This is a genomic window from Leucobacter sp. UT-8R-CII-1-4 (genome assembly GCF_030010235.1).
Classification (GTDB): Bacteria; Actinomycetota; Actinomycetes; order Actinomycetales; family Microbacteriaceae; genus Leucobacter.
Window position 1 is genome coordinate 349,639 of the sequence record NZ_JASCRS010000002.1, and the last position, 22,683, is coordinate 372,321.

The following is a 22,683-nucleotide window of genomic DNA, read 5'->3' on the forward strand; positions in this document are numbered from 1 at the left end:
TCCGTCACTCAAAAGCGTCCCGTTTCAGTCTGCTTGTGCTTCGCTGGATCCCACAACTCGCTCGGCGGGGTCTCACCACGAAGCCCGGCCAAAAGGCGGGTGATCTCATTCATCAGCATCACGGTTGCCTCATTGACAACCTTTTGATCAACGTCACGACCCTCGAACTTCGACAGATCGAGCGGTTCGCCGACAGCAACCTCAATGGTTTTGCGAGGGAATGGGTGAATGCCCTTTCCGTAGCGAGGCATCAGATTCTGCGTACCCCAGTGAGCGGCAGGAATCAGCGGAATTCCCGTCTCGAGCGCAAGTCGAACAGCGCCGCTCTTGCCGCGCATAGGCCAAAGGTCGGGGTCACGAGTGAGTGTGCCTTCTGGATACACAATCACCGCAGCCTCGCGACGAATCAGTTCTTCAGCAGCGCCCATGGGGTTGCCGTTTGCGCGCACCGCGCCCTCACGACGAACGGGAATTTGTCCGGTAGCTTTCAACAGCCAGCCGAACACGGGCACCTTGAACAGGCTCTCTTTTGCCATGAACCGGGGCAAGCGACCAAGATGCCAAATTGCAGCGCCCATCGCAATGGGGTCAATCTCGCTGTAGTGGTTCGGCGACATGATGAATGGCCCGGTGTTTGGCAGCTTCGAGTCTGGGGTGAATCGATAGCGAACCATGCACGACCAAAGCGGCAAGATCAGCGAAGCGAGCACCCAGAAGAGGCTCGGTCGCCGCTTCTCAGCGGAGGGCCGACTGCGCATCTTCACTGTCTCTGTCATGCCTAAAACGTTACCCCTCGAAAACGAAGTCTGCACCGAGCTGGCGGAGCTTCTCAATAAAGTTTTCGTAGCCGCGCGAAATGATGCCGAGGTTCGTGACCTTGGTCTGACCGTTTGCGGTCAATCCAGCGATCAGGTAGCTGAAGCCACCTCGCAGATCGGGCACCTCGATATCGGCACCGTGCAGCGTAGACGGGCCCGTAATTACAGCTGCCTGCTCGAACTCACGGCGCATGACGCGACGGCGTTCATCAGCAAGCCCGTCTTCGTAGACTTTAATGTCAGCACCCATTTTGTTGAGCGCGTCCGTGAAGCCAAAGCGGTTCTCGTAGACAGTCTCGTGAATCGTTGAGACGCCCTTTGCCTGGGTCAGTGCGACCACGAGTGGCTGCTGCCAATCGGTCATGAAGCCAGGGTGCACATCGGTTTCGATCGTTACTGGTTTCAGGTCGCCGCCCGGGTGGAAGAACCGAATGCCATCGTCGTGCACCTCGAAGTCGCCGCCAACCTTACGGAAGACGTTGAGGAAGGTCATCATTTCTTCCTGGCGTGCACCGCCGACAAACACATCGCCGCGGGTTGCAAGCGCGGCTGACGCCCAGCTAGCTGCCTCGTTGCGGTCAAAGAGCGCGCGGTGGTCATAGCCGCGAAGTTCCTTGACGCCCTCAATGAAGATCACACGATTCGGCTCAACAGTAATGATCGCGCCCATCTTCTGCAGAATGCAGATGAGGTCGGTGATCTCTGGCTCGATTGCCGCGTTGCGCAGTTCGGTCTCGCCCTCAGCGAGTACAGCGGTGAGCAGCACCTGCTCGGTAGCGCCAACCGATGGGTACGGCAGTTCAATGCTCGCACCGTGCAGACCGTCTGGTGCGGTCAGGCTAATGCCACTTGGCAGCTTCTCCACAACCGCACCAAACTTACGCAGCGCGTCAAGGTGGAAGTCGATTGGCCGGTCGCCGATACGGCAACCCCCGAGGTCAGGAATGAACGCCTCACCGAGACGGTGCAGCAGTGGGCCACAGAACAGAATCGGAATACGCGATGATCCAGCGTGCGCGTCAATATCGGCGTGGTGCGCGATTTCAACGTTCGACGGGTCGAGACGCCATTCCCCTGGTTCTTCGCCGCGGGTGATCAGCACGCCGTGAAGTGCCAGCAAACCGGCAACCACACGAATGTCCGACACGTTTGGCACGTTGCGAAGCACACTGCTGGTCTGACCGAGCAGCGCGGCAACCATGGCCTTTGGCGCAAGATTTTTTGCGCCACGGACCTCAATACGTCCCTGCAGCGGACGACCACCATTGATGATGATCTCGTCACTGGTCAGGCCTACGCGTGCGCCAGCTTTCTGCGCATCAAGCTTCAGCCCCTCATCAACACTGTCCGTTGTCGGTTCTGTTGCAGACGATGCTGCGGCCGAGTCGTTCATGCCTCTCCTCAGGGGGTTCACTTACCGGGTGGGCGAATGTTCCAATCTACCGCGGTAACGCTGAGAAATGAATTAGCGTCGCGGCAGTGTCGTTGGCATCCAAGCTGGGCGGGTCTTTTCGAACTCCGAAATCGCCTGTTCGTTCTGCAGAGTCAATGAAATATCGTCAAGACCTTCGAGCAGACGCCAGCGGGTGTAGTCGTCAATCTGGAACGGAACAACCAGGTCACCAGCAGCGACTGTGCGATCTTCGAGGCTTACGGTGAGTTGGGTTCCGGGAGCGGATTCGATAGCCGCCCAAAGCTTCTCAACGTCTGCTTCTTCGACCTGCGCTGCGAGCAGCCCCTGTTTGCCAGAGTTACCGCGGAAAATATCGGCAAATCGAGGCGAAATTACAACTTTGAAACCAAAGTCACGCAGCGCCCAAACCGCGTGCTCACGCGAAGACCCGGTGCCAAAATCAGGACCAGCGACCAGGATCTCAGCTCCCTGATACCGCGGCTGGTTGAGCACGAAGTCTTCGTCTTGACGCCAGTGATAAAACAGTGCGTCATCGAAGCCAGTCTTGGTTACACGCTTCAAAAAGTTCGCCGGGATGATCTGGTCAGTATCGACATTTGAGCGCTTCAGCGGGGCGGCCAGGCTCGTCAGTGTATTGAACTTTTCCATGGTTACGCTGCCTGCACCTTCTCAGCGCCTGCTGCTGCGCCATCTGCGTCATGAGTAATACCCTGTTCTGCGTCTTGCTGCAGATCCCACGGGCTTGAGAGTGTGCCGCGAATCGCGGTCGCAGCGGCAACAAGTGGCGACACCAGGTGGGTGCGACCGCCCTTGCCCTGGCGACCCTCAAAGTTACGGTTCGAGGTCGAGGCGCAGCGCTCGCCTGGGGCAAGCTGATCCGGGTTCATACCGAGGCACATAGAGCAGCCAGCGAAACGCCACTCGCCACCAAAAGCCTCAACAATCTTGTCGATGCCCTCAGCCTCAGCCTCAAGACGCACGCGGGCAGAGCCGGGCACCACCATCAAACGAACACCGTCAGCCTTACGCTTGCCCTTGATGATGCCTGCAAAATCACGCAGATCGTCGAGGCGCGCGTTGGTGCAAGAACCCATGAAGACTGCGTCTACCGGGATCTCCTTCATTGGCTTACCGGCTTCAAGATCCATGTATTCGATCGCACGCTCTGCTGCAGCACGCTCGTTTGGATCAGTAATGTCAGCCGGATTTGGCACGTTGTCGCTCAGCAGAACGCCCTGACCAGGGTTGGTGCCCCAGGTTACGAATGGCTCAAGCGCGTTTGCGTCGATGAAGATTTCTTCGTCGAACACTGCACCCTCGTCGCTTGGCAGTGTCTTCCAGTAGTCAACAGCGGCATCCCAATCGGCGCCCTGTGGAGCGTGATCGCGGCCCTTCACATACTCGAAGGTTGTCTCATCTGGCGCAACCATACCGGCGCGTGCGCCAGCCTCAATCGACATATTGCAGATGGTCATACGTCCATCCATCGAAAGGTTGCGAATCGCCGACCCGCGGTACTCGAGCACATAGCCCTGACCGCCACCGGTGCCGATCTTCGCGATTACAGCAAGAATGATGTCTTTCGCGGTCACGCCTGGGCGCAGTTCGCCATCAACGTTGATCGCCATTGTCTTGAATGGCTTCAGCGGCAGTGTCTGGGTTGCCATGACATGCTCGACTTCACTGGTGCCGATGCCGAATGCGAGCGCACCAAAAGCACCGTGCGTCGAGGTGTGGCTATCGCCGCACACTACGGTAATTCCCGGCATGCTCAGGCCAAGCTGCGGACCAACGACGTGCACGATTCCCTGCTCTTTGTCACCGAGCGGGTGCGCGCGCACACCAAACTCTGCGACATTCTTGCGCAGCGTCTCGATCTGCAGACGGCTCGTTGGATCCTCAATCTGCTTCGTGATGTTCAGTGTTGGGGTGTTGTGATCTTCGGTCGCGATCATCAGGTCAACCCGTCGTAGCGGGCGGTCTGCCGTACGAAGACCGTCAAAGGCCTGAGGGCTGGTGACCTCGTGGATGAGGTGGAGATCGATGTAAATCAGGTCAGGATCACCGTTTTCACCCTTGACTACGGTGTGTGCATCCCAGAGTTTCTCGGCCAGAGTCCGAGGTCGTACGCTTTGCTCAGTCATTATTCAGTGCTTCTCTTCTTTGATCGGTGCGCTTACGCACATGCATTTCGGCCGTACCTAAACTCCGCGACGGGAGCGGTCGAACTGATTACATCCCGTCGCGGCAAGCAAGAAGCAGAAGCCAACGACGCATAGGGCGATTCTAGCAGTTGCCGCATACCGCTTGACTTCGTGCGAGCAGCGCTGAATTCCAACCCGACTTTGTGCGCTCGCACGAAGGTTTTCGCAGTGTTCAAGCAAGCAAGGAGCGAAACCATTCAATCTCCCTTCCAACTCACCGCGACTGAGACGCAAAGAAGCGCCCGTTCGACAGACACGAACGGACGCTTCTTGCCACTCCAAGTAACTCTGTCCAAACACCAAAACGTGCCCCGACAGAGTTGCCTAGCGCGTTAGGCTCGCTTGCGTTTGGTTCCGGCGAGCGCACAGGCACCAGCGACGAGCATGAGCGCGGCAATCGCGCCAATGCCCATCACCGATTCGCCACCGGTTGCGGCGAGCGGCTTCGGTTTCTGCTCAGTAATCGCCTTCGAGGTGACGGTAATCGGGGCGCTCGCCAGCACCGTGTCTGGCGCTGAGGCAGCTGCGACCGTGATGGTGTGCTTGCCTGCCGCAGCGTTCTGCGGAATCTTGGCGTCAAAGGTCAGCTTGCCCGATGCGTCCGTGCTTGCTCCGCCGAGGGTGGTTGGAGTCGAGTTCATCACAAACACGTATTCGGTGTCTGCGGCGAGCCCTGTCGCGCTGATTGTTAGTGTGCCACCGGCTGGCACGCTTGCGGCTCCAAGCACAATTGTTGGGGTTCCGGGCACCTCGGGATCAACCTGATCAAGCCCAAGGTCACAGTTCACGGTGCCTGACCAGAGCGAGTGCCCGCCGTTGTTGCCGTCATCTGCTCGGATCACTTCTTTGACTCCGTTTACACAGGTGCTATCCGGAGTGATCGCGAACCCCTCAAGGTTGAGGTTCGCAAGTTCGCTTGGCCGGTTGTAGACGCGGTCAATCGCAAATTTCCCACTGGCATCCAGCTTCATCAGGGTTGCCGAGCCGCCAACGCTGTCGTCGCCCACTGCCCACATGCGGTTGTTGTCAAAATCCCACTGCGCCTCAGCGATGAGTGGCATGCCGGTATCGATTGTCGCAATGCGCTGAAAACCGCCGTCGATGTTGTTCAGGGTGTAGGCGTAAAGGTGTCCGTTCTTTTCTAGCGCCAGGAAAAACACGCCAGTACCGTGTCCCGGGTAGCGCGCTGGATCATAGGCCTCGCCAGTGTTCTCATCGATGAATCCGCCGTCGGTGAGAAACTCGTCAGGCACCCAGGTAATTCCTTCAAACCCGAGATTCGAGTCTGGGCCAGGTGCGGTACTCAGGACGCCGTCAAAGTCGGCCGTCAGATCCCACTGGTTGGTGGGGTGCAGAACGGTGCTCGCCTCGTTTGGGTCGTATCGCAGCACGCTATCGAGGACGACCTTCTTGTTGGTGTTGTCGCGCTCCGTCGTGATGTACAGGTAGCCGTCAGGGCCAACCGTGATGCCCTCTGAGTCTGGCTGTCCACCGCCGTTTGGAAAGACGATCTGCTTGCCTTCAGCCCAACCGCCCGACGGGTCTTTGATCCAGCGATCGTTTTCTTTGACCAGGCGGTAAAGGTGGCTCTTATTCTTCACTGCCCACATCACGTCTGGTGCGCTTGGATCAATATCGAGCCCGGACACGTCCTGACCAGAAACAGCCGAATCAAACTGGCACTGGTTATCTGAGGTGTACCACTTCTGGCTTCCCGGCCAAGAAATTCCGCCAGCAATTTCCTCGGCAAGGTCTGAGGGTGGCTGGGTCTGGCAGGGCACTGTGCTGCCCTCGCTGCTGTCGATAATGCGTCCACTGCAAGCAGAGGCGTTTGATTCGCCCCAGCTATCGCTCTCGGTGTGCAGCCAGCGGCCGGTACCGTCGCCACAGCTCGACCACGAACCCGGTTCGGCATCTTGCTTGCCGTAGGTCACCGAGTCAACCAGCGTGGTGCCGTCGGCAAGGTAAAGATTTACCGAGTCTCCGCCTGCGGAAAGCCCCTGGTTCGAACGCAAGACCAAGAAGCCTCCTGCTGGCACCACGGTGCCTGCAGGCACCGCACTCTGATCAGCCAGGGTCAGCGCTGCCGGAGCGTGTCCGTTGTCTGACTGCAGCCAAGCCGAAATGTCGATGTCGGTGTCACCACTGTTGTAAAGCTCGTAGGCATCGGTGTAAGGCTCAATATTGGCCGAAGTCACCTCATTGATTTTGATGTTTTGCCACGGCTGCGTTTCTGGCTCGGTCGTGGTCGAGTTAGGGTTTGCCGCCCCTGGGGTCTTGCTGCTCAGCTGAACAAAGTCACCGGTGCCATTTGGTAGACGACCCCAACTACTCAGGTGCTGATCGCCCCACTCATAGGCATCAAGCTGGGTGACTCCATCTGCTGCGAGCAACGTCAGCTTGTCGCTTTTCTTCAGTTTGAACGAAGCATCATTCACTACGTAAAAACCACCTGGATCAAGCACCGTCGTCGCTGGCACCGTGTAGGTAACCACGTTCTGGCGGCCATTTAGCGTGACACCCGAAATATCGAGCGGGGTGTCGCCACTATTCATCAGCTCAACCCAGTCTGGTGAGCCGTCAGTTTCAATCTCGTTGATCACGAGTTGCGGGGTTTCTGGGGCAGCAATCGCAAGTGGTGCACCCAGCAGAGTGAAGGCAGCGACGCCGAGCACCCCCGCGAGTGTCTTGGTCAGTGTGTGTCGAGGCACTGGTGTTCCTTTTAGCTCAGGACAAGTTTGTCCCTGCTATCCGAACAGCCGCAGATTTCCGTCAACTGACTCCAAGGTTTCTTTGCGGTGAACGCTCGGCGCCGTGGCAGGGGCTGGGTGATCCAGCGCCCCCAAAAACTGCCTAGTGGTTGTCACCCTCTGGTGCGCCAAGGTGCAGCTTCTCGCCGCTTGCCTTCGCATCGCGGCGCATCTTCACGAGGCTCGCAATCGTAGCGATCGCCATCGAGGCAACAATCACGCCAAGCGACATCCAAGTGCTGATGTCAGGAACCGGAACTGGATTGCCACCGTTGATAAACGGCAATTCGTTTTCGTGCAGCGCATGCAGGATCAGCTTCACGCCGATAAAGGCGAGGATCGCGGCGATACCGTATTTCAGGTACACCAGCTTGTCGAGCAGACCTCCCAAGAGGAAATACAGCTGACGCAGACCCATCAAGGCAAACACGTTCGCGGTAAACACGATGAACGGGCTCTGGGTAATACCAAAGATCGCGGGAATCGAATCGAGCGCAAACAACAGGTCGGTGGTGCCGAGCGAAATAAAGACGAGCATGAACGGGGTCCACATACGCTTGCCGTCGACCGTGGTGCGCAGCTTGCCGCCGTCATACTCTTCGCTAATCGGCACAAATTTCTTCACCTGGCGGATCAGCCAGCTATCGCCCTGGTCCGCGTTTTCATCGTGGCGAATCTGCTGCCAAGCGGTCCAGATCAACCAGGCACCGAAGATGAAGAAGACCGCGATGAAGCGCTCAATAATCGCAGCACCGGCCAAGATGAAGAGGCCACGGAAGATCAACGCGAGCACAATACCCACCATGAGTGCGCGCTGCTGGTAAGCCTTCGGTACGTTAAATCCGGCGAGGATCAGCACGAACACGAAGAGATTGTCGATCGAGAGGCTGTACTCGGTAAGCCAGCCCGCCAAAAACTCGCTGCCATGCTGAGCGTCTCCGATAAGGAAAAGCACGCCCGCAAAAATGAGGGCCAACAATACGTAAAACCCGACCCAGAGACTCGCCTCACGCATCGAAGGAACGTGCGGGCGCTTCACGATGAGCAGCAGGTCAACGATCAGGATGGTGAGCAAAATCACCATCGATCCGATTTCGAACCAAAGTGGAAGTTGGGTGGTCATATAGCTCTTTCGGCCGGTTCACACCTATTTTAGGGTGTGGTTATCGCCGAAAGTCTCTTCCCATCACTTCGAAAATCACGGTGATGCGCCCGAACCGGCGAGGCGTCGAAGCCCCGCGTATTGACGGCACAGGCGAAACGGAATACTCCCCTTCGTGCTTTTTAGTCTAGCTGACTCGCGAGGTTCAATCTGACAGCACAGCTTTCCCTATAGGTATCTCTTCAGACAACTGCCCATTACGATTTACTAGACGCCCACGCGAAAGGACCCCCCAGTGAACGCGCGCTCAACCAATTCAATCGAACGAAGCTCCGTCAAGGGCCCCGGTGCGGCTTCGCGCACGCTCGCTGGGTTCATCTTCGCCAGCCGTTGGCTGCAGGCTCCCCTGTACCTGGGCCTCATCATTGCGCAGGCAATCTACGTCGCACTGTTTTTTGTTGAGCTCTGGCACCTTCTCGAAAAGGTGATCACCACCGGCCAAATCAACGAAACCGACGTCATGCTGAGCGTGCTGGCGCTGATCGACATTGTGATGATCGCGAACCTCCTGATCATGGTGATCATAGGAGGCTACGAGACCTTCGTCTCGAAGATTCGGGTGAATGGGCACCATGACGAACCAGACTGGCTCTCACATGTAAACGCCAACCTCCTCAAGGTGAAGCTCGCGATTTCGATTATCTCGATCTCGTCGATTCACCTGTTGAAGACCTTCATCGAGGTCGGCCGCATGGAGAACGGCCTGGTTTATGACGCTTCTGGCAAGGTCATCTACTCAAGCGATGGCGTGATGTGGGAGGTTATCATTCACCTCGCGTTTATCGTTTCTGCATTGGCTCTCGCTTGGATCGACCGCATGAGTCATCATGACTCTGTACACACGAAGCCTGCCGCTGAGGCACCGGTCGTTCACAGCGCACCAGCTGAGCCAACTCCCCAAGCATCTTCCACCGCTGAGCAGGATGGATACGTCACCGTGCGCTTGCCTGCCGGGTCTGCGCTTCCCGATGGCGCCGAGGTAGTCACCGGAAAGTAACGTGTAGCGCGAGAGTTCGCGTGACACGAGTCGCCGGCGGCACTCGGCGACTATCGGTGTCGCAAAAACGCCCAGGCAACGCTGAAACAGGACGGCGCAAGGGAATGTTCATCTGCGCTGCGTTTGTCGCGCAGGGAACGGTTCCAGCAGGTTAACCCAGCCCCAGCGTCTCGACCGCCACATCAGCGCGATCAGTAATAATCCCGTCAACTCCAAGCTCGACGAGCGCACGCATCTCGGCTGGGTCGTTAATGGTCCAGACATGCACTTCGACACCCGAGCGATGCGCCGCAGCAATCAGCTTCGGCGTCACCACCCGAACTGGTCCCTGTTTCACTGGAATCTGCAGGGCGTCGAAACCAGCAAGCGCTTTGGCTTGCGCTCGTTTTCCACCAAATTTAGTGGCCAGCACAATGCGCAATATACCGCCGTACCCGGGTGATGAAGCCGGCCTGTGGACAGGCTGTTGCGATGAGCCCGACAGAGCTGTTTTGGAGTTTGACCGGAGCTCACGCGCCACACGAGCAGCGGCTTCAAGCGCTTCTTGCCGCCGCGCGTCCGAAAAACTGGTGATCAGCACTCTGTCGCAAAACTCCCCCGCAATTTCACCGGCAGGGGTCGCAGCTGAAGCAGACTTAATATCGACGTTGAAGTGCATCTCAGGAAAAGCCTCAAGCGCATCGCGCAAGGAAATGAGCCCTCCGCGATCCGCAAGGAGTTCCTTGAACTCGGCAAAGCTCAGATCCGCTACGAGCCGTGGATCCCCCGCTATGCGCTGAAGATCATCGTCATGGCAGATCACCACTACCCCATCACGAGTGAGATGCACGTCAATTTCGAGGTAGCGCACCCCGATTGCTTGCGCCGCCGCAATCGACATTCTGGAGTTATCAGCCATCTCGTTGCCGTTGGGCATTCGCCCAACAAGCCCGCGGTGAGCAAATACCCGAGGCAACCCGCCGCGAGTCAGAAACGGGTGAGTCATGTATGCGCCGTTCATGTTGAGATTGTTGGCTCAAGTGTATGCCGTCAGGTGATTAACTTCTCGGCTATTTACGGCAGCTAGAATCCTGCCCATGCACAGCCAGCCGCGACGTGGCCCGAGAGGGCGAGAGGTATTTCGAGTGTTTCTGAAACTCGGCCTCACGTCGTTTGGTGGCCCGGTCGCGCACCTTGGCTTCTTTCGCGAAGAATTTGTTGCGAAAAGACGCTGGATCGGCGAACGTCAATTCGCCGAGCTTCTTGCCCTCTGCCAGTTTTTGCCTGGCCCAACTTCGAGCCAACTCGGTTTCGCGATTGGCCTCAGACGCGCTGGATACCTTGGCGCAGTACTGGCTTGGCTCGCGTTCACACTGCCGTCAGCGCTCCTGCTCATGCTTTTTGCCGCAAGCACCAGTTTTTTCTCCGGGCCAGTTGGTACCGGAGTCCTTGCGGGGTTGCATGCTGTCGCGGTCGCCGTTGTAGCGCACGCGATCTGGGGTATGGCGCGCACGCTTACGCCCGACATTCGACGCATGGTGATAGCCGTGACTGCCGCCGTATTGGCGTTGCTCATACCGAGCGCAATCGGGCAAGTTTCTGCGATCCTGGTCGGACTTGTTGCCGGTCTTGTCTGCTGCCAAACCACGCTCGCAGACAAAGCGGAGCACCCGACTAGCTTTTTTGAGGTGAGTAGAGCCGTGGCGTTGAGCTGCGTTGCTGCGTTGATCGGCTTGCTCACACTATTGCCCGTTTTGGCGTCGCTCACGGGCAACCCGATCATACAAATGGCCGATGCTACGTCTCGCTCTGGCGCACTTGTCTTCGGCGGCGGCCACGTCATGCTCCCGTTGCTGCAGGCAGAACCTGCCATTGCCGCATCAGTGTCGACAGAACAATTCTTCGCCGGCTACAGCGCAGCGCAAGCAGTGCCCGGCCCACTATTCACATTTGCCGCCTATCTGGGAGAGGTGGCGCAACCTGGCGGTGGACCGGGGATGGCGATTGTCGCCTTGATCGCAGTGTTTTTGCCCGGCATGCTGCTTCTCCTTGCTGTCTTGCCGTTCTGGGCGAGCTTGCGCCAAATGCCCGGCGCAGCTGCCGCGCTCAGCGGTGCAAACGCTGCCGTTGTTGGCCTACTGATCGCGGCCCTTTGTGATCCGCTCATCTCGACCGGAATAACGAGCGTGTTTACGCTGCTCCTAGCTCTCGCCTGCCTTGCGGCACTGTTTTTTCGAGTGCCAGCTTGGGGTGTGGTGGCTGCGGGCGGTGTGGCCGGCGCCGCATATTCACTACTTCAATGACTTTGTGGGCGCCCGTTTTCGGGGTGACCCATTTGTTCAGCACCCGTTGGCTAGCCGATCGGCGGTCGAGCTCCAAGATGCGGGCCCTGACTCACTACCTCGCGGCAGGTGATGCGGATGGTGTCTTCCGAAGCGTCATACACATGCCTGGCAGCAAGTCTGCCCGCAGCCAACACTCCGGCCAGCCACGTAAAGGTAGTCGCGTCGAGAGGCGGTTCACCGGCTACCGCGCGCATTAATTGCAGCATCAGCATTTCACTGAGCCCAACGTGCGGGCCATTCGCAAAACTCAAACCCAGCAGAGGCGGTGCCGCTGCCGCAGGAATGAGACGCAGAGTCCAGGTTACTGTTTGCCGGGTGCTCTCGTTTGCCGTGTCGACCAGCCGAATCGTTGGCGGTGCTGGTTGCTGCACTGAGTCAAGCAGCTCAAATTCTTTCGAGGCTTCGTCGGAGATGAGCAAGCTCGGTTTACCCAGGCGAGCATAGGCGTTCACCCAGCGCTGTTCGCCAAGCCCGTGGGGTGCCACCACCGGTACGAGCGTGGGATCCTCGACTATTGCGTCCGCCAACCCTTCCAAGTCAACACCGGCCGCCTCGAATGATTCAATTTCTGGCACGTCGAGGCCAAGCAGAGCGGCTGCGGCGCGGGCCTTGGCGAACGCGGTATCAAATCGTGCGGCAATTGCGGCATCGTCAACGACCAGCGTGGCTGCTCCTGGTAAGACTCGTGCGGCTTGCCGATCAAGCCAGTGGTCAAGTTTGACGTCTTCGCGCTCGCCTGCGAACTGGCTGTAGGCAGCGTCGACGTTTTTTGCGATCCCTGGGAACAGGGCGCGCATCAGCGCGACTCGATCAGTTTGTTCTGACACGATGCACTCCGTTTCTTGTTGCGATGACGCTCTCTGATGCACTTTCACGCTACCGGACGGCGTTGAGATGCTCAGCGAGAAGTTGTTCGAGGAGCCTTGGCAGCTCGCGTGGGTCGTTCAGAGCGATACCATCTGGCTCGTAGCGTTTTGCGAGATCGTCCGTGCCGATTCCGATGCCGTACATGCCGACGCCAGCGCTGCGTAATCGCTGCAATTCTCGATGCGCAGCAGCCGTGTCGTTGGTTCCGCCGTCACTCACCAAAATCGCGATTCGAGTGCGTACCGCTTCCCGGTTATTGGAATTTCCAATAACCGGGGAAGAAGCCGAGGTAGCGACACCGGAACGTGAGATTCCCAATTGCTCAGCCGCTGCTGAGAGGGCCGCAGCGTCGTTTGTCGATCCACCGGGCTCGCGTGCTTCGGCGTGGATCAGCCGCCGAGCCTCATCGTCCAGCCCGCGTGAAAGAGGCTTCAGCACAGTTGCCTCAGCATCAAACACAATCAGGCTGCTTCGAATATCCAGTTCGAGACTGATCCCGGCGTTCAGCTCCGCAAAAACGATATCTCGCTCAACCGCGGCAAGCCCTTCAAGCAAAATGATCATTGCGTCGGCGGCGGCCTGTGAAGCCGGGCCGGTCATAGAGGCCGAAGCATCAACCATCAACACATAGTCGGTGCTACCTACGTCACTCGCAAGTTTCGGAGTGAGTACCCTGCGTCGAAACGCATGAGGCGCGCGTACTCCCGATACCGCTTCGGCAATGATCGAGGCAAACATATCGGTTGCCAGCTCATCACCATCGGCAAAGGCTCGCCGGCTCTGGCTGCGACGCTGCGTGACTCGCTCGCCAATAATTCGAGCAAAAAGCGCCCGAATCCTGTCAATCTCGGGCGCAAGTTGAGCGCTTCGTTCCCGATAGTCGGCGAGCACCGTCGCCGCCGCATTGCCGTTTGCTGCCGCCCCGGCGTCCATGGGCTCTGCCCGGTCACTTTCGGCCGCAGCGTCCAGTTCTGAAGCTGCCGCCACCACCGAATTCGCGTCTGGAATCGGCGTGGCTAGGACCTGCTGCACAAAATCCTCATTTGCTGAGGCGGTGAGCTGGTCAAGGTCTGGGCTGCTTGGGGTCTGGTCAGCTTCGTCAGAATTGTCAGCCGGGTCGGCACTCTGATCCTCGTCGCCCAGCGCAAAATCGTCAGACCCGAGCGGCGTCTCTGCCTCGACGCTCAGCTCAGCACGGTCGCTACCGCCAAGCACCGTAGGCGCGCCTGCCGCATCGAGTCGGCTCAGACGTTCGTAACCGGGTAGTAAAACGGCAAGCGCGCGCTCGAATCTGCGCAGCGGCACAATCGTTGGATCGGGCATCAACACACGGCGAAGCACATCAATTTCAGCGGTGCCAAGCTGAAGCATGTGTTGCCATTCACGAGCGACATCGGGGTCATCAATGCTGAGTTGATCAGCCAACGGTGTGAGCTGGGCGAGCACAAGCGTGGCCCATTGCAGGTGTCGCGCTTGGGTACTGAGTTCGCTCGGCAGCGTGCGATACACGGCGGCCTGCAGTGGCGTGCGCAGCCCAGGCATCGCCCGCAACAACTCGAACGCAGCCTGCGTACGGCGGAGCGCTCCGAGCAGTGGTGCAAGATCGGGCCGGGCACGCTCAAGTCCGCGCGCACGCCTGGCCCGTTCGGGGGCGATCAACAATTCACGCGGGCCTTCCCAAAGGTGCAGCGCAGCCAGGGCGAGGGCTTCATGCTGACCGTGGCCGCGTGCCGCATACCAGCCGAGACCAACACGCAAGCCCTGGTCGTCAAGCTGCCACTCATCAAGGTCGCTTGTCACGATTCTGATGCCGAGCATGGCACCGACAGAGTGCAAGGCAGCGGCGAGCTCGGCATTTGCCGCATCGCTCATTCCAGCTCCTTCGACCATGACCTCACCCTAACCGACACCGTGTTGCGCTTTCTTGTGGCAGCTGCGCTCTGAAACGTACTCGTCTCGACGGGTGCGAGCGATCCAACGTGCCAAATTGGCACATTTTGCCGGGATCACCATTTTTCAAGAAGCGCAGGATCGCCGAGCCATTGAGCACGCATCCCTCAACCGCAAAAACAACCCCTTTAGAACGCTTGATTTCGTTGATAATCTCACAAATTCCACTGAAAGCGAAGCGTTCTTTAGGAAATGCAATCAATATCGCCACTCTAACGAATTTCGTACGGGCGTGGTAGCGTGACCAGCATGCTGCCTTACGACGCCGACCCAGTGCTCCTTCAGGCCAGCGATCTCGCTCGCGAGATTCGCCAGGTGCGCAGAGCCGCGCGCGCGGCCGAAACTTTCGCCAAGGCCACAGGCCGAGAAACAGATCTGAGCGCCGCAGCGGTACTGCAACAAGATCTCACCGCGCTACAAACGAGCCTTGAACTCTTACTCACAGAACCAGGCAACCTCGCCATTGTGCACACAGCACTTGACGAACGAGCAACCGTGCTTCGAGCCGCAGTGCAGGCCCGCCGCGCAGAACTCGCACAGCGCGACAGACTCAACAAAGCAGAGCGAATTGTCACTGCGGCGGCGCGCGACTCTCGTTCTCTCACTTCGGCAGAGCGCGAACGTGTGCGTGAGCTACGCGCACCGCTGCTGCAGGAGACAGCCGAGGAAACCGAGACGGCGCTAGCGGGAACACACTGGCAGCAGCACATCAACACCGCCGCCAGGCGCGATGCCACAATCGAAGCACTCGGCACCATGCGCCTACGCGAAGCACGCGCGCAATTGCGCGACGGGCTGCTCATGACAGAACAGATGCGCGGCATCATTGCCGAAGCGCTCCCCTCACTTACTCGAGGCGAACCGGTGCTCCTCGTTGGTGAAACCGGTGGCGCGAAGACCGCTCTCGCAGAGCACCTCGCCCTGCGCGCGAGCGGCAGCGAACCCGAGCTCATTTCGGGCTACGGAGACATTACCAGCGCGCAAGTAATCGGAAGCCACGAACTTCGTGCCGAGAACGGTGCCACCGTGAGCGTGTTTGTGCCGGGACCGCTGCTCCGCGCGATGGCCGAGGGGCGTCCGGTAATCCTCGACGAGGTGAACGCGATGCCCGCAGAATTTTTGAAACGCCTCAACCGTATTCTGCAGCTCCGGCCCGGTGACCGTCTCGGGGTACAAGAAAACGCCGGCCGCGAAGTACTCGTAGCCCAGGGTTTCGCGATCCTCGCTACCGCCAACGAGCAAACCCCGCACCGATACCGGGGTATCGACCGTTTGAGCTCGGAACTGGTGAACCGATTTGGAGCCAATGGCTACCGCGTGCACTATCCCGATGCAAACACCCGATACGACGAGATACCAAGCGAGAACGGTTTGCTCGCCTTTGCCGCAGTGGTCAACGAACGAGGCGAACTACCAATCGAGCTGAACGCAGATGAGGTGCTGCGAGCAGCGCGTGCAGCCTTCATCAGCCAGCAAGTGTTCTCTGGGCAAAACGGCAAGGGATTCGCGGATTTTGTCAGCACCGAACGCGAAATAGATGGCAGGCCTGGTCTCGACGAAGCCGTGCTCGCGCCGCGCACCCTCGTCGCGGTGCTGCAAAAAGTTGCCGGCAGCGCTGGTGCCGTATCACTAGATCACGCCCTCACGCGTTTTGTTGAGAGCGTGATGCATCGCGAGGATCGCCGAGTGCTGGCCCTCATTCTTGAGGGGCAAGGTTTTCAACTCGGTTGATCCTTGCGTATTGCCGGTTTCGAATGCCGAGCAGAATCGACGCAAGCACCGCCGCACAGACGGAAGCCGTAAGCACCGCGACCTTCGCATAATCGTGCTCGGCCAGCTCCGAGTCGAAGCTCAGTTCTGCAACGAGCAATGAGACTGTGAAGCCGATACCGGCAAGAATGCCGACACCGAGCAAATCGATCCAGCGATACGAGGGATCAAGCTTGGTGCGCGTAAGACGGGTGGTGAGCCACGTAGTCGCAACGATGCCGATTGGTTTGCCAAGCAAGAGAGCCGCGATGATGGCGATCGTCGCGGGGCTCGCGAAGGCCGATTGAATTCCCTCGGCGCCACCAAGCGAAACTCCCGCCGCGAAAAACGCGAAGATCGGCACGGCGATACCCGCCGAGAGAGGCCGGAAGCGGTGCTCAAACTGTTCAGCAAGACCTGGACCAAGATCGGGTTCTGCGTGCTCAGCTGAAGCTGCTGATTTGCGATGCAATACCGGAATAGTGAACGCAAGCAGCACGCCGGCGATGGTCGCGTGAATACCCGACGCATGCATAAACGCCCACGCAATAACCCCAATCGGCAACAGAATGAGCCAGGCTGCAAACGGCCGCCCGCCAAAGAAGTCACGCCATTTCTGCGCGATAAAACCATAAATAGCGATTGTGACTAGCGCGGCAATCAGCGGCACCACTTCAATCGCACCCGAGTAGAAGATCGCGATGATAGCGATTGCGATGAGATCGTCCACTACTGCGAGGGTGAGCAAAAAGATGCGCAGGGCACTCGGCAGGCGCGATCCGATGATTGCGAGCACGGCAACGGCGAACGCGATGTCGGTCGCGGTAGGAATCGCCCAGCCGTGCGCTAACACCGAATCTCCACGCACAATCACCGAGTAGATTACCGCCGGCACGATGACACCACCTGCCGCGGCAGCGACAGGCACAATCGCTGTCTTCGGGTTTCGAAGGTCACCAGACACGAACTCTCGCTTGAGTTCGAGCCCCACCAAAAAGAAGAAGATTGCGAGCAGCCCGTCTGCCGCCCACGTGCTGAGAGAAAGCTTTAGGTGCCAGGGTTCGTACCCGAATTCCAGGTCGCGCAGAGCGAAGTAGCCTTCGGCGGCAGGCGAATTTGCGAGCAGCACTGCCGCAGTGGCAGCAACAACGAGCAGCACACCGCCCACGGTCTCTTTGCGGAGGATCTCGCCGATACGATTGCGTTCTTTCAGCGACGAGAGCCTGGGAAATACGGCAGCACCGTCTGCGCCCTTACGGAGTTTTGACATGGTCAACTTTCAGGTGGGTCAACGTTAGAAACTTGCCGACCAGACTTCCCGGCACACCATGTCTGTTCGCACGCAAACAAACGGAAATTCCAAGCGTGTGAGCTGAAACCGGGCGCTCAATACAAGGTACTGAGACTCCCGTGTGTGGAGCCGAGGGGAATTGAACCCCTGTCCACTTCGATGATTCCGCGCCTTCTACGGGTGTAGTTCGTTAAGGCGTTCTACTCGGCCCCGTTCTTTGTCACGAACACCTAGAACGACAGGCCCAGTCTCAGTAAAAGTCCCGATGTGCCCTGAGACGCGACACACCAGCAAGCCCTCTAAATGACGCCAGGAACCGGGGCGAAGGCAAACCCGGCCTGACGGACTCGGTCTCGTGCTTAGGCAGCGAGAGCGAAGTCGGTGCGCTTAGCGTTTGCACCTATGTTTTGCGAAGAGCGTTAACGAGATAACTTCGCATCCTCGACCCGCTTCTCACAGTCTCAAATCGACGTGTCGAAACCGATCGGCCCCTAAATCGCGCAAACATCAACAATTATCGACGCCCGCGCAGGCTTTCAACTCACACACTATGGAATTACCAATCCTGACCAAGGTCAGGCCTTACAGACTAACATTTCTGCCGCACAGCTTCAACGCGCCCCACAACAAAAAGCAGCAGGCTGGATCGCCCGCTCCGGGCAAACAGCACCACAGGGGCGGGCGATCCAACGCCAAAACCAGCGGAAGCGCTAGGTCGACTAGGCCAGACGCTCGCTTGTTGCCGCGTCAAACAGGTGTGCGTGCGTCATATCGGGCACGAGAGTGACGGTCTCGCCCGCAGACGGGTGATTGCGGCCGTCAACGCGAACCACAATCTCGCGACGTTCGCCGTTGTCTTCGAGGTGCGCATAGAGGTAACCATCGGCGCCGAGCTCTTCGACCAGGTCAATTTCAGCCACAATTCCGGCCTCACCGGTCGAGGCAATACGCAGGTCTTCAGGGCGAATACCGAACACGATATCTGCGCCACCAGCAGCGCCACCGGAGACTACAGCGAATTCTTGGCCCGCGAAATGTACACGTCCGTCGACGAGTTTCGCTGGCATCAGGTTCATTGCTGGCGAGCCGATGAATCCGGCCACAAACACGTTCTTCGGTGTGGCAAAGAGCTCACGCGGGGTGCCTACCTGCTGCAGTTTGCCGTCCTTGAGTACCGCGATGCGGTCGCCCATCGTGAGCGCCTCGGTCTGGTCGTGCGTGACGTATACGGTGGTCACGCCGAGCCGGCGCTGCAGCGAGGCAATCTGGGTGCGGGTCTGCACACGCAGCTTCGCGTCAAGGTTAGAGAGCGGCTCGTCCATCAGGAACACCTGAGGTTCACGCACGATCGCACGTCCCATTGCCACACGCTGACGCTGACCACCCGAAAGCGCCTTCGGTTTGCGGTCAAGGTACTGTTCAAGATCAAGAAGTCTGGCAACTTCTTCGACACGGGCAGCGCGGGTCGCTTTATCGACACCCGCGATTTTGAGTGCAAAGCCCATGTTTTCCGCCACAGTCATATGCGGGTACAGCGCGTAGTTCTGAAACACCATCGCGATATCGCGATCCTTCGGCGGCACATTGGTGACGTCACGGTCGCCGATAAGCACTCGACCGCCATCGATCTCTTCGAGACCAGCGAGCATTCGAAGAGTGGTCGATTTGCCACAACCGCTGGGGCCAACAAGAACCAAGAATTCGCCGTCTGCAATCTCAAGATTGAGAGAGTCGACCGAGGGCTTTGGGTTGCCCGGGTATACGCGAGATACCGCTTCAAACGTGACTGATGCCATGATATTTCCTCCACCGGCAGGTACGTGCCGGACGATCCGTAGTGAAAGTCGACGGTCTGCGCAACCGCCGCGGCTCTTCGTTAAGCCACGATCAGACTAGCAGCAGATCAGGCTGTGAGCATCGCAAGAGTTTCAGCGGCGCGATTCGAAAAGCCCCACTCGTTGTCGTACCAAGACGACACTTTCACGTGCCTGCCTGCTACTCGAACAAGACCCGAGTCGAAAATCGACGAAGCCGGATCACCGACAATGTCGCTCGACACCAGCGGATCCTCAGAGAACTCGAGCACTCCCGCCAGTTCACCCTCGGATGCTGCTCGGTATGCGGCGAGCAGTTCGTCAGCGCTCACCTCGCGTGAGAGGAACGCGTTGATTTCGACAATGGAACCGACCGGTACGGGCACACGAATTGCGTCACCGCTCAGTTTGCCTTCAAGCTCTGGCAGCACCTTGCCGATTGCTTTTGCGGCTCCGGTTGAGGTTGGCACAATGTTCAGCCCTGCTGCACGGGCGCGGCGAGGATCTGAGTGCGGGGCATCTACGAGATTCTGATCTTGCGTGTAGGCGTGCACCGTGGTCATAAAGCCCTGCTTAATACCGGCAAGGTCGTTGAGCACCTTTGCTAGTGGCGCAAGAGCGTTTGTGGTGCACGAACCATTCGAGATTACGAAGTGTTGGTTGGGATCGTAACTGTTCCAGTTCACCCCTTTCACAAGCGTGGCGTCTGCGCCTGAGGAGGGCGCGCTCACGAGCACTCGCTTGGCGCCAGCATCAAGGTGCACCCTGGCCTTCGCGGCTTCGGCAAAACGACCGGTTGCTTCAAGCACCGCTTCGACCTGGAGTTCTCGCCAAGGCAATTTGCTTGGGTCTGGCTGAGCCAGTAGCTTGATGCGGCGTTCGCCAATGACAAGCTCATCCCCCTCAAGACTTGCACGCTGAGCGGCACGGCCGTAGACCGAGTCGAAGTTAAAAAGCTGCACGAGTTTTGTGCCGTCGGTGAGGTCGTTAATGGCGACCACTTCAAGGTCAAGCCCCTGCTCAAGAATGGCGCGAAGCACTCCGCGCCCGATACGACCAAATCCGTTGATTGCGATACGCCCAGTCATGATGCGCCTTGCTCTTTTCTGTACTGACTTATTCCTTCTGGCTCAATTGTGACTGGACAGCGCAAAGAACAATAGTGGCAAGAATGCCGATATCCGCAAGAAAACTGCCAGGCTGCATGCATGCGACGCAAGCAGCCGAGCAGTGCACCCGAAAGCGCTACTCCCCCTTGGTAAAAGTGCGTCGATACTCGCTTGGGGTCGTGCCCAGCACCGCCCTGAAATGCAAACGCAGATTCGTGCCAGTGCCGAGACCAACCTGATCGGCAATCTCATCAATGCTCAGCGTCGAGTTTTCGAGCAGCTCCCGGGCAAGATCAAGCCGAGCACGCATCACCCAGCGCATAGGCGTATACCCGGTTTCATCAAGAAAAGCGCGCGAGAACGTTCGCGGCGAAACCACGGCGTGCGCAGCCAACTGCGAAATGGTGAGCGGCTCATGCAGATTCGCGAGCGCCCACTCCCTCGTCGCAGAAAATCGTTCGCCACTCGGCGCAGGCACACTGCGGGGCACGTATTGCGCCTGACCACCACTTCGATACGGCGCAGCAACGAGCCGTCTGGCCGCATGATTCGCCGCAGCAAGACCACGTTCATCACGCAAGATATGCAGGCAAAGATCGATTCCCGAAGCAGCGCCCGCAGAAGTAAGCACCTGCCCCTCGTCAACAAAAAGCACACCCTCGTTCAACTGCACCTCGGGAAAACGTTCCGAAAACGCAGCCGTGTAGTGCCAGTGCGTTGTGGCCCGTTTCCCGTTCAGCAAACCAGTAGCGGCGAGCGCAAACGCACCCGTCGAGATCGCTGCGAGCTTGGCACCCCTCGCGTGTGCCGCTCGAAGCGCATCAAGAAGTTCTGGCGCGGGAGATTGCTCGTCTGGGTTCAGATAGCCGGGAATGAAGACGATATCGGCTGATTCAAGCGCCTCAAGACCCTGTTCAACATAGTAAGAAAGGCCGTCTGCCCCCGAAACCAAGCCGGCACGCACCCCGCACACCTGCACCGAGTAAGGCATACTCGCTCGGGTCGTAAACACCTGCGCAGGAATGCCGACATCGAGGGGTTTTGCCCCCTCAAGCACCACTACAGCTACCCGCCTCACGTCGCCAACACTACTCGTATGACGGGAGGGAATGGCAAGATTCGCGCTCTTTTGTGACGCACGAGAGTATTCTGTTCGCGTGACCCTGAGACACCTTCGTACGCAGACCAAGCTCGGAAACATGCTGCTGGTTGCCCGCGACGATGCCCTGATCGGTGCGTATTTCGACAACCAGCGATACTTGCCAGAAAATGCCGCCTTTGGCGAGCAGGTTTTGGGTAAAGAAGATCAGCTGTTGCACGTCTCTGCCGCACAGATGAACGAATACCTCGAGGGAACTCGCAAGCACTTTGCATTGCCCCTAGCACCAGAGGGTGACGAGTTCTCGCAGCGGGTGTGGCAGATCCTCCTTACCATTCCCTACGGCGAGACCACCAGCTACGGTGCAATCGCACGAGAGCTCGGCAACGCGGCGTTTGCTCAACGAGTCGGTCAATCAGTTGGACACAATCCGCTCAGCGTAATTGTGCCGTGCCACAGGGTTATGGGCAGCGATGGATCGCTCACCGGCTATGCCGGTGGCCTCGACCGCAAACGGGCGCTACTCACACTCGAAGAGCCAGCTGCAGCCGAGGCGAATAGGCTGTTCTAATTCGGTTCAAACGTTTCACGATTCGACCAACTTCGAACATGCATCGCAATGAAGAGAGGCAAACAATTGAGCACAGAAGCGGTACGTCAGCATCTACTCGCACGCGGTTGGAGCGGTGAGATTCTTGAGTTCGAAGAGTCAAGCGCAACGGTCGAGCTTGCCGCAGAAAAAGTAGGCACCGAACCCGCAAGAATCGCAAAAACTCTCGGATTCTACTCCCCGAACGATGACGGCACAGCGGTGCTCATTGTCGCTGCGGGCGACGCAAAAGTAAACGGAGGCGCGTTCAAACGTGCCTTTGGTGGCAAACCGAGAATGCTGCGCGCTGAAGATGTACTCGAACTCACCGGGCACCCAGTCGGCGGCGTCTGCCCGTTCGTGAACCCCGAGAGCGCTCAGGTATACCTAGACGAGTCACTGCGCCGCTTCGAGACGGTCTATCCGGCAGCAGGCACCAGCAAATCAGCAGTCGAGCTTGAGGTAAGCGAGCTTGCTGAGCTGAGTGAAGCGCTCGACTGGGTCGACGTTGCAACCGGCTGGCGCGAAGACACCTAAACTGACATC

General features: G+C 58.4%; 18 protein-coding genes and 1 other RNA gene. 5 read left to right on the forward strand and 14 right to left on the reverse strand.

Features of this window, described 5'->3' with window-relative positions:
* Positions 1-8 precede the first annotated feature (8 nt).
* The 6 genes from QBL02_RS06585 to QBL02_RS06610 all read right to left on the reverse strand — a co-directional run bounded on the left by QBL02_RS06585 (position 9) and on the right by QBL02_RS06610 (position 8,309).
* Complete coding sequence (locus QBL02_RS06585; protein ID WP_282725591.1) at positions 9-776, reverse strand: lysophospholipid acyltransferase family protein; 768 nt, start codon at positions 774-776, stop codon at positions 9-11.
* Between the two features lie 10 nt (positions 777-786).
* Positions 787-2,211, reverse strand: a complete 1,425-nt coding sequence (gene murA, locus QBL02_RS06590; protein WP_282725592.1) for a UDP-N-acetylglucosamine 1-carboxyvinyltransferase — start codon at positions 2,209-2,211, stop codon at positions 787-789.
* A gap of 72 nt (positions 2,212-2,283) precedes the next feature.
* Entirely contained in the window at positions 2,284-2,880 is a 597-nt protein-coding gene (leuD, locus tag QBL02_RS06595) for a 3-isopropylmalate dehydratase small subunit (RefSeq protein WP_282725593.1), read from the reverse strand.
* A gap of 2 nt (positions 2,881-2,882) precedes the next feature.
* Positions 2,883-4,376, reverse strand: a complete 1,494-nt coding sequence (gene leuC / locus QBL02_RS06600) for a 3-isopropylmalate dehydratase large subunit (protein WP_282725594.1) — start codon at positions 4,374-4,376, stop codon at positions 2,883-2,885.
* A gap of 392 nt (positions 4,377-4,768) precedes the next feature.
* Positions 4,769-7,147, reverse strand: a complete 2,379-nt coding sequence (locus tag QBL02_RS06605; protein WP_282725595.1) for a lamin tail domain-containing protein — start codon at positions 7,145-7,147, stop codon at positions 4,769-4,771.
* Positions 7,148-7,289: 142 nt separating this feature from the next.
* Positions 7,290-8,309, reverse strand: a complete 1,020-nt coding sequence (locus tag QBL02_RS06610; RefSeq protein WP_282725596.1) for a TerC family protein — start codon at positions 8,307-8,309, stop codon at positions 7,290-7,292.
* 274 nt (positions 8,310-8,583) lie between these two features.
* Between QBL02_RS06610 and QBL02_RS06615 the strand changes: the two genes are divergently transcribed.
* Entirely contained in the window at positions 8,584-9,345 is a 762-nt protein-coding gene (locus QBL02_RS06615; protein ID WP_282725597.1) for a TIGR00645 family protein, read from the forward strand.
* 151 nt (positions 9,346-9,496) lie between these two features.
* Here QBL02_RS06615 and QBL02_RS06620 read toward each other — a convergent pair whose 3' ends face one another.
* Positions 9,497-10,345 (reverse strand): glycerophosphodiester phosphodiesterase family protein, encoded by an 849-nt coding sequence (locus QBL02_RS06620; RefSeq protein ID WP_282725598.1) that lies wholly within the window; start codon positions 10,343-10,345, stop codon positions 9,497-9,499.
* A 76-nt stretch (positions 10,346-10,421) separates the two neighbouring features.
* Between QBL02_RS06620 and chrA the strand changes: the two genes are divergently transcribed.
* Positions 10,422-11,627, forward strand: a complete 1,206-nt coding sequence (chrA, locus tag QBL02_RS06625; RefSeq protein WP_282725599.1) for a chromate efflux transporter — start codon at positions 10,422-10,424, stop codon at positions 11,625-11,627.
* Between the two features lie 50 nt (positions 11,628-11,677).
* On the opposite strand, the gene QBL02_RS06630 is transcribed toward chrA, so the two are convergent.
* A complete protein-coding gene (locus tag QBL02_RS06630) occupies positions 11,678-12,496 on the reverse strand; it encodes a hypothetical protein (protein WP_282725600.1) in 819 nt (272 codons plus the stop codon).
* A gap of 49 nt (positions 12,497-12,545) precedes the next feature.
* A complete protein-coding gene (locus tag QBL02_RS06635) occupies positions 12,546-14,408 on the reverse strand; it encodes a vWA domain-containing protein (protein ID WP_282725601.1) in 1,863 nt (620 codons plus the stop codon).
* A 327-nt stretch (positions 14,409-14,735) separates the two neighbouring features.
* Between QBL02_RS06635 and QBL02_RS06640 the strand changes: the two genes are divergently transcribed.
* Entirely contained in the window at positions 14,736-16,217 is a 1,482-nt protein-coding gene (locus tag QBL02_RS06640; protein ID WP_282725749.1) for an AAA family ATPase, read from the forward strand.
* Here the strand turns inward: QBL02_RS06640 and nhaA are convergent.
* From nhaA to QBL02_RS06665, 5 genes are all read right to left on the reverse strand, one after another.
* Positions 16,183-17,505 carry a Na+/H+ antiporter NhaA gene (nhaA, locus tag QBL02_RS06645; protein WP_282725602.1) on the reverse strand — a complete coding sequence of 441 codons (1,323 nt, stop codon included), beginning with the start codon at positions 17,503-17,505 and terminating at the stop codon, positions 16,183-16,185. The two genes, QBL02_RS06640 and nhaA, sit on opposite strands and share 35 nt — an antisense overlap.
* 142 nt (positions 17,506-17,647) lie before the next feature.
* Positions 17,648-18,018: a transfer-messenger RNA gene (ssrA, locus tag QBL02_RS06650) on the reverse strand.
* A 227-nt stretch (positions 18,019-18,245) separates the two neighbouring features.
* Entirely contained in the window at positions 18,246-19,322 is a 1,077-nt protein-coding gene (gene ugpC / locus QBL02_RS06655) for a sn-glycerol-3-phosphate ABC transporter ATP-binding protein UgpC (protein ID WP_282725603.1), read from the reverse strand.
* A 107-nt stretch (positions 19,323-19,429) separates the two neighbouring features.
* On the reverse strand, positions 19,430-20,428 hold the full coding sequence (gene gap / locus QBL02_RS06660; RefSeq protein WP_282725604.1) for a type I glyceraldehyde-3-phosphate dehydrogenase: 999 nt from the start codon (positions 20,426-20,428) through the stop codon (positions 19,430-19,432).
* Between the two features lie 157 nt (positions 20,429-20,585).
* Positions 20,586-21,527, reverse strand: a complete 942-nt coding sequence (locus QBL02_RS06665) for a helix-turn-helix domain-containing protein (protein ID WP_282725605.1) — start codon at positions 21,525-21,527, stop codon at positions 20,586-20,588.
* A gap of 79 nt (positions 21,528-21,606) precedes the next feature.
* On the opposite strand from QBL02_RS06665, the gene QBL02_RS06670 reads away from it, so the two are divergent.
* The gene (locus tag QBL02_RS06670; protein ID WP_282725606.1) at positions 21,607-22,119 is read left to right on the forward strand and encodes a methylated-DNA--[protein]-cysteine S-methyltransferase; all 513 of its coding nucleotides are present in this window, start codon (positions 21,607-21,609) and stop codon (positions 22,117-22,119) included.
* Between the two features lie 66 nt (positions 22,120-22,185).
* The gene (locus tag QBL02_RS06675; protein WP_282725607.1) at positions 22,186-22,674 is read left to right on the forward strand and encodes a YbaK/EbsC family protein; all 489 of its coding nucleotides are present in this window, start codon (positions 22,186-22,188) and stop codon (positions 22,672-22,674) included.
* The last annotated feature ends 9 nt before the right edge of the window (positions 22,675-22,683 follow it).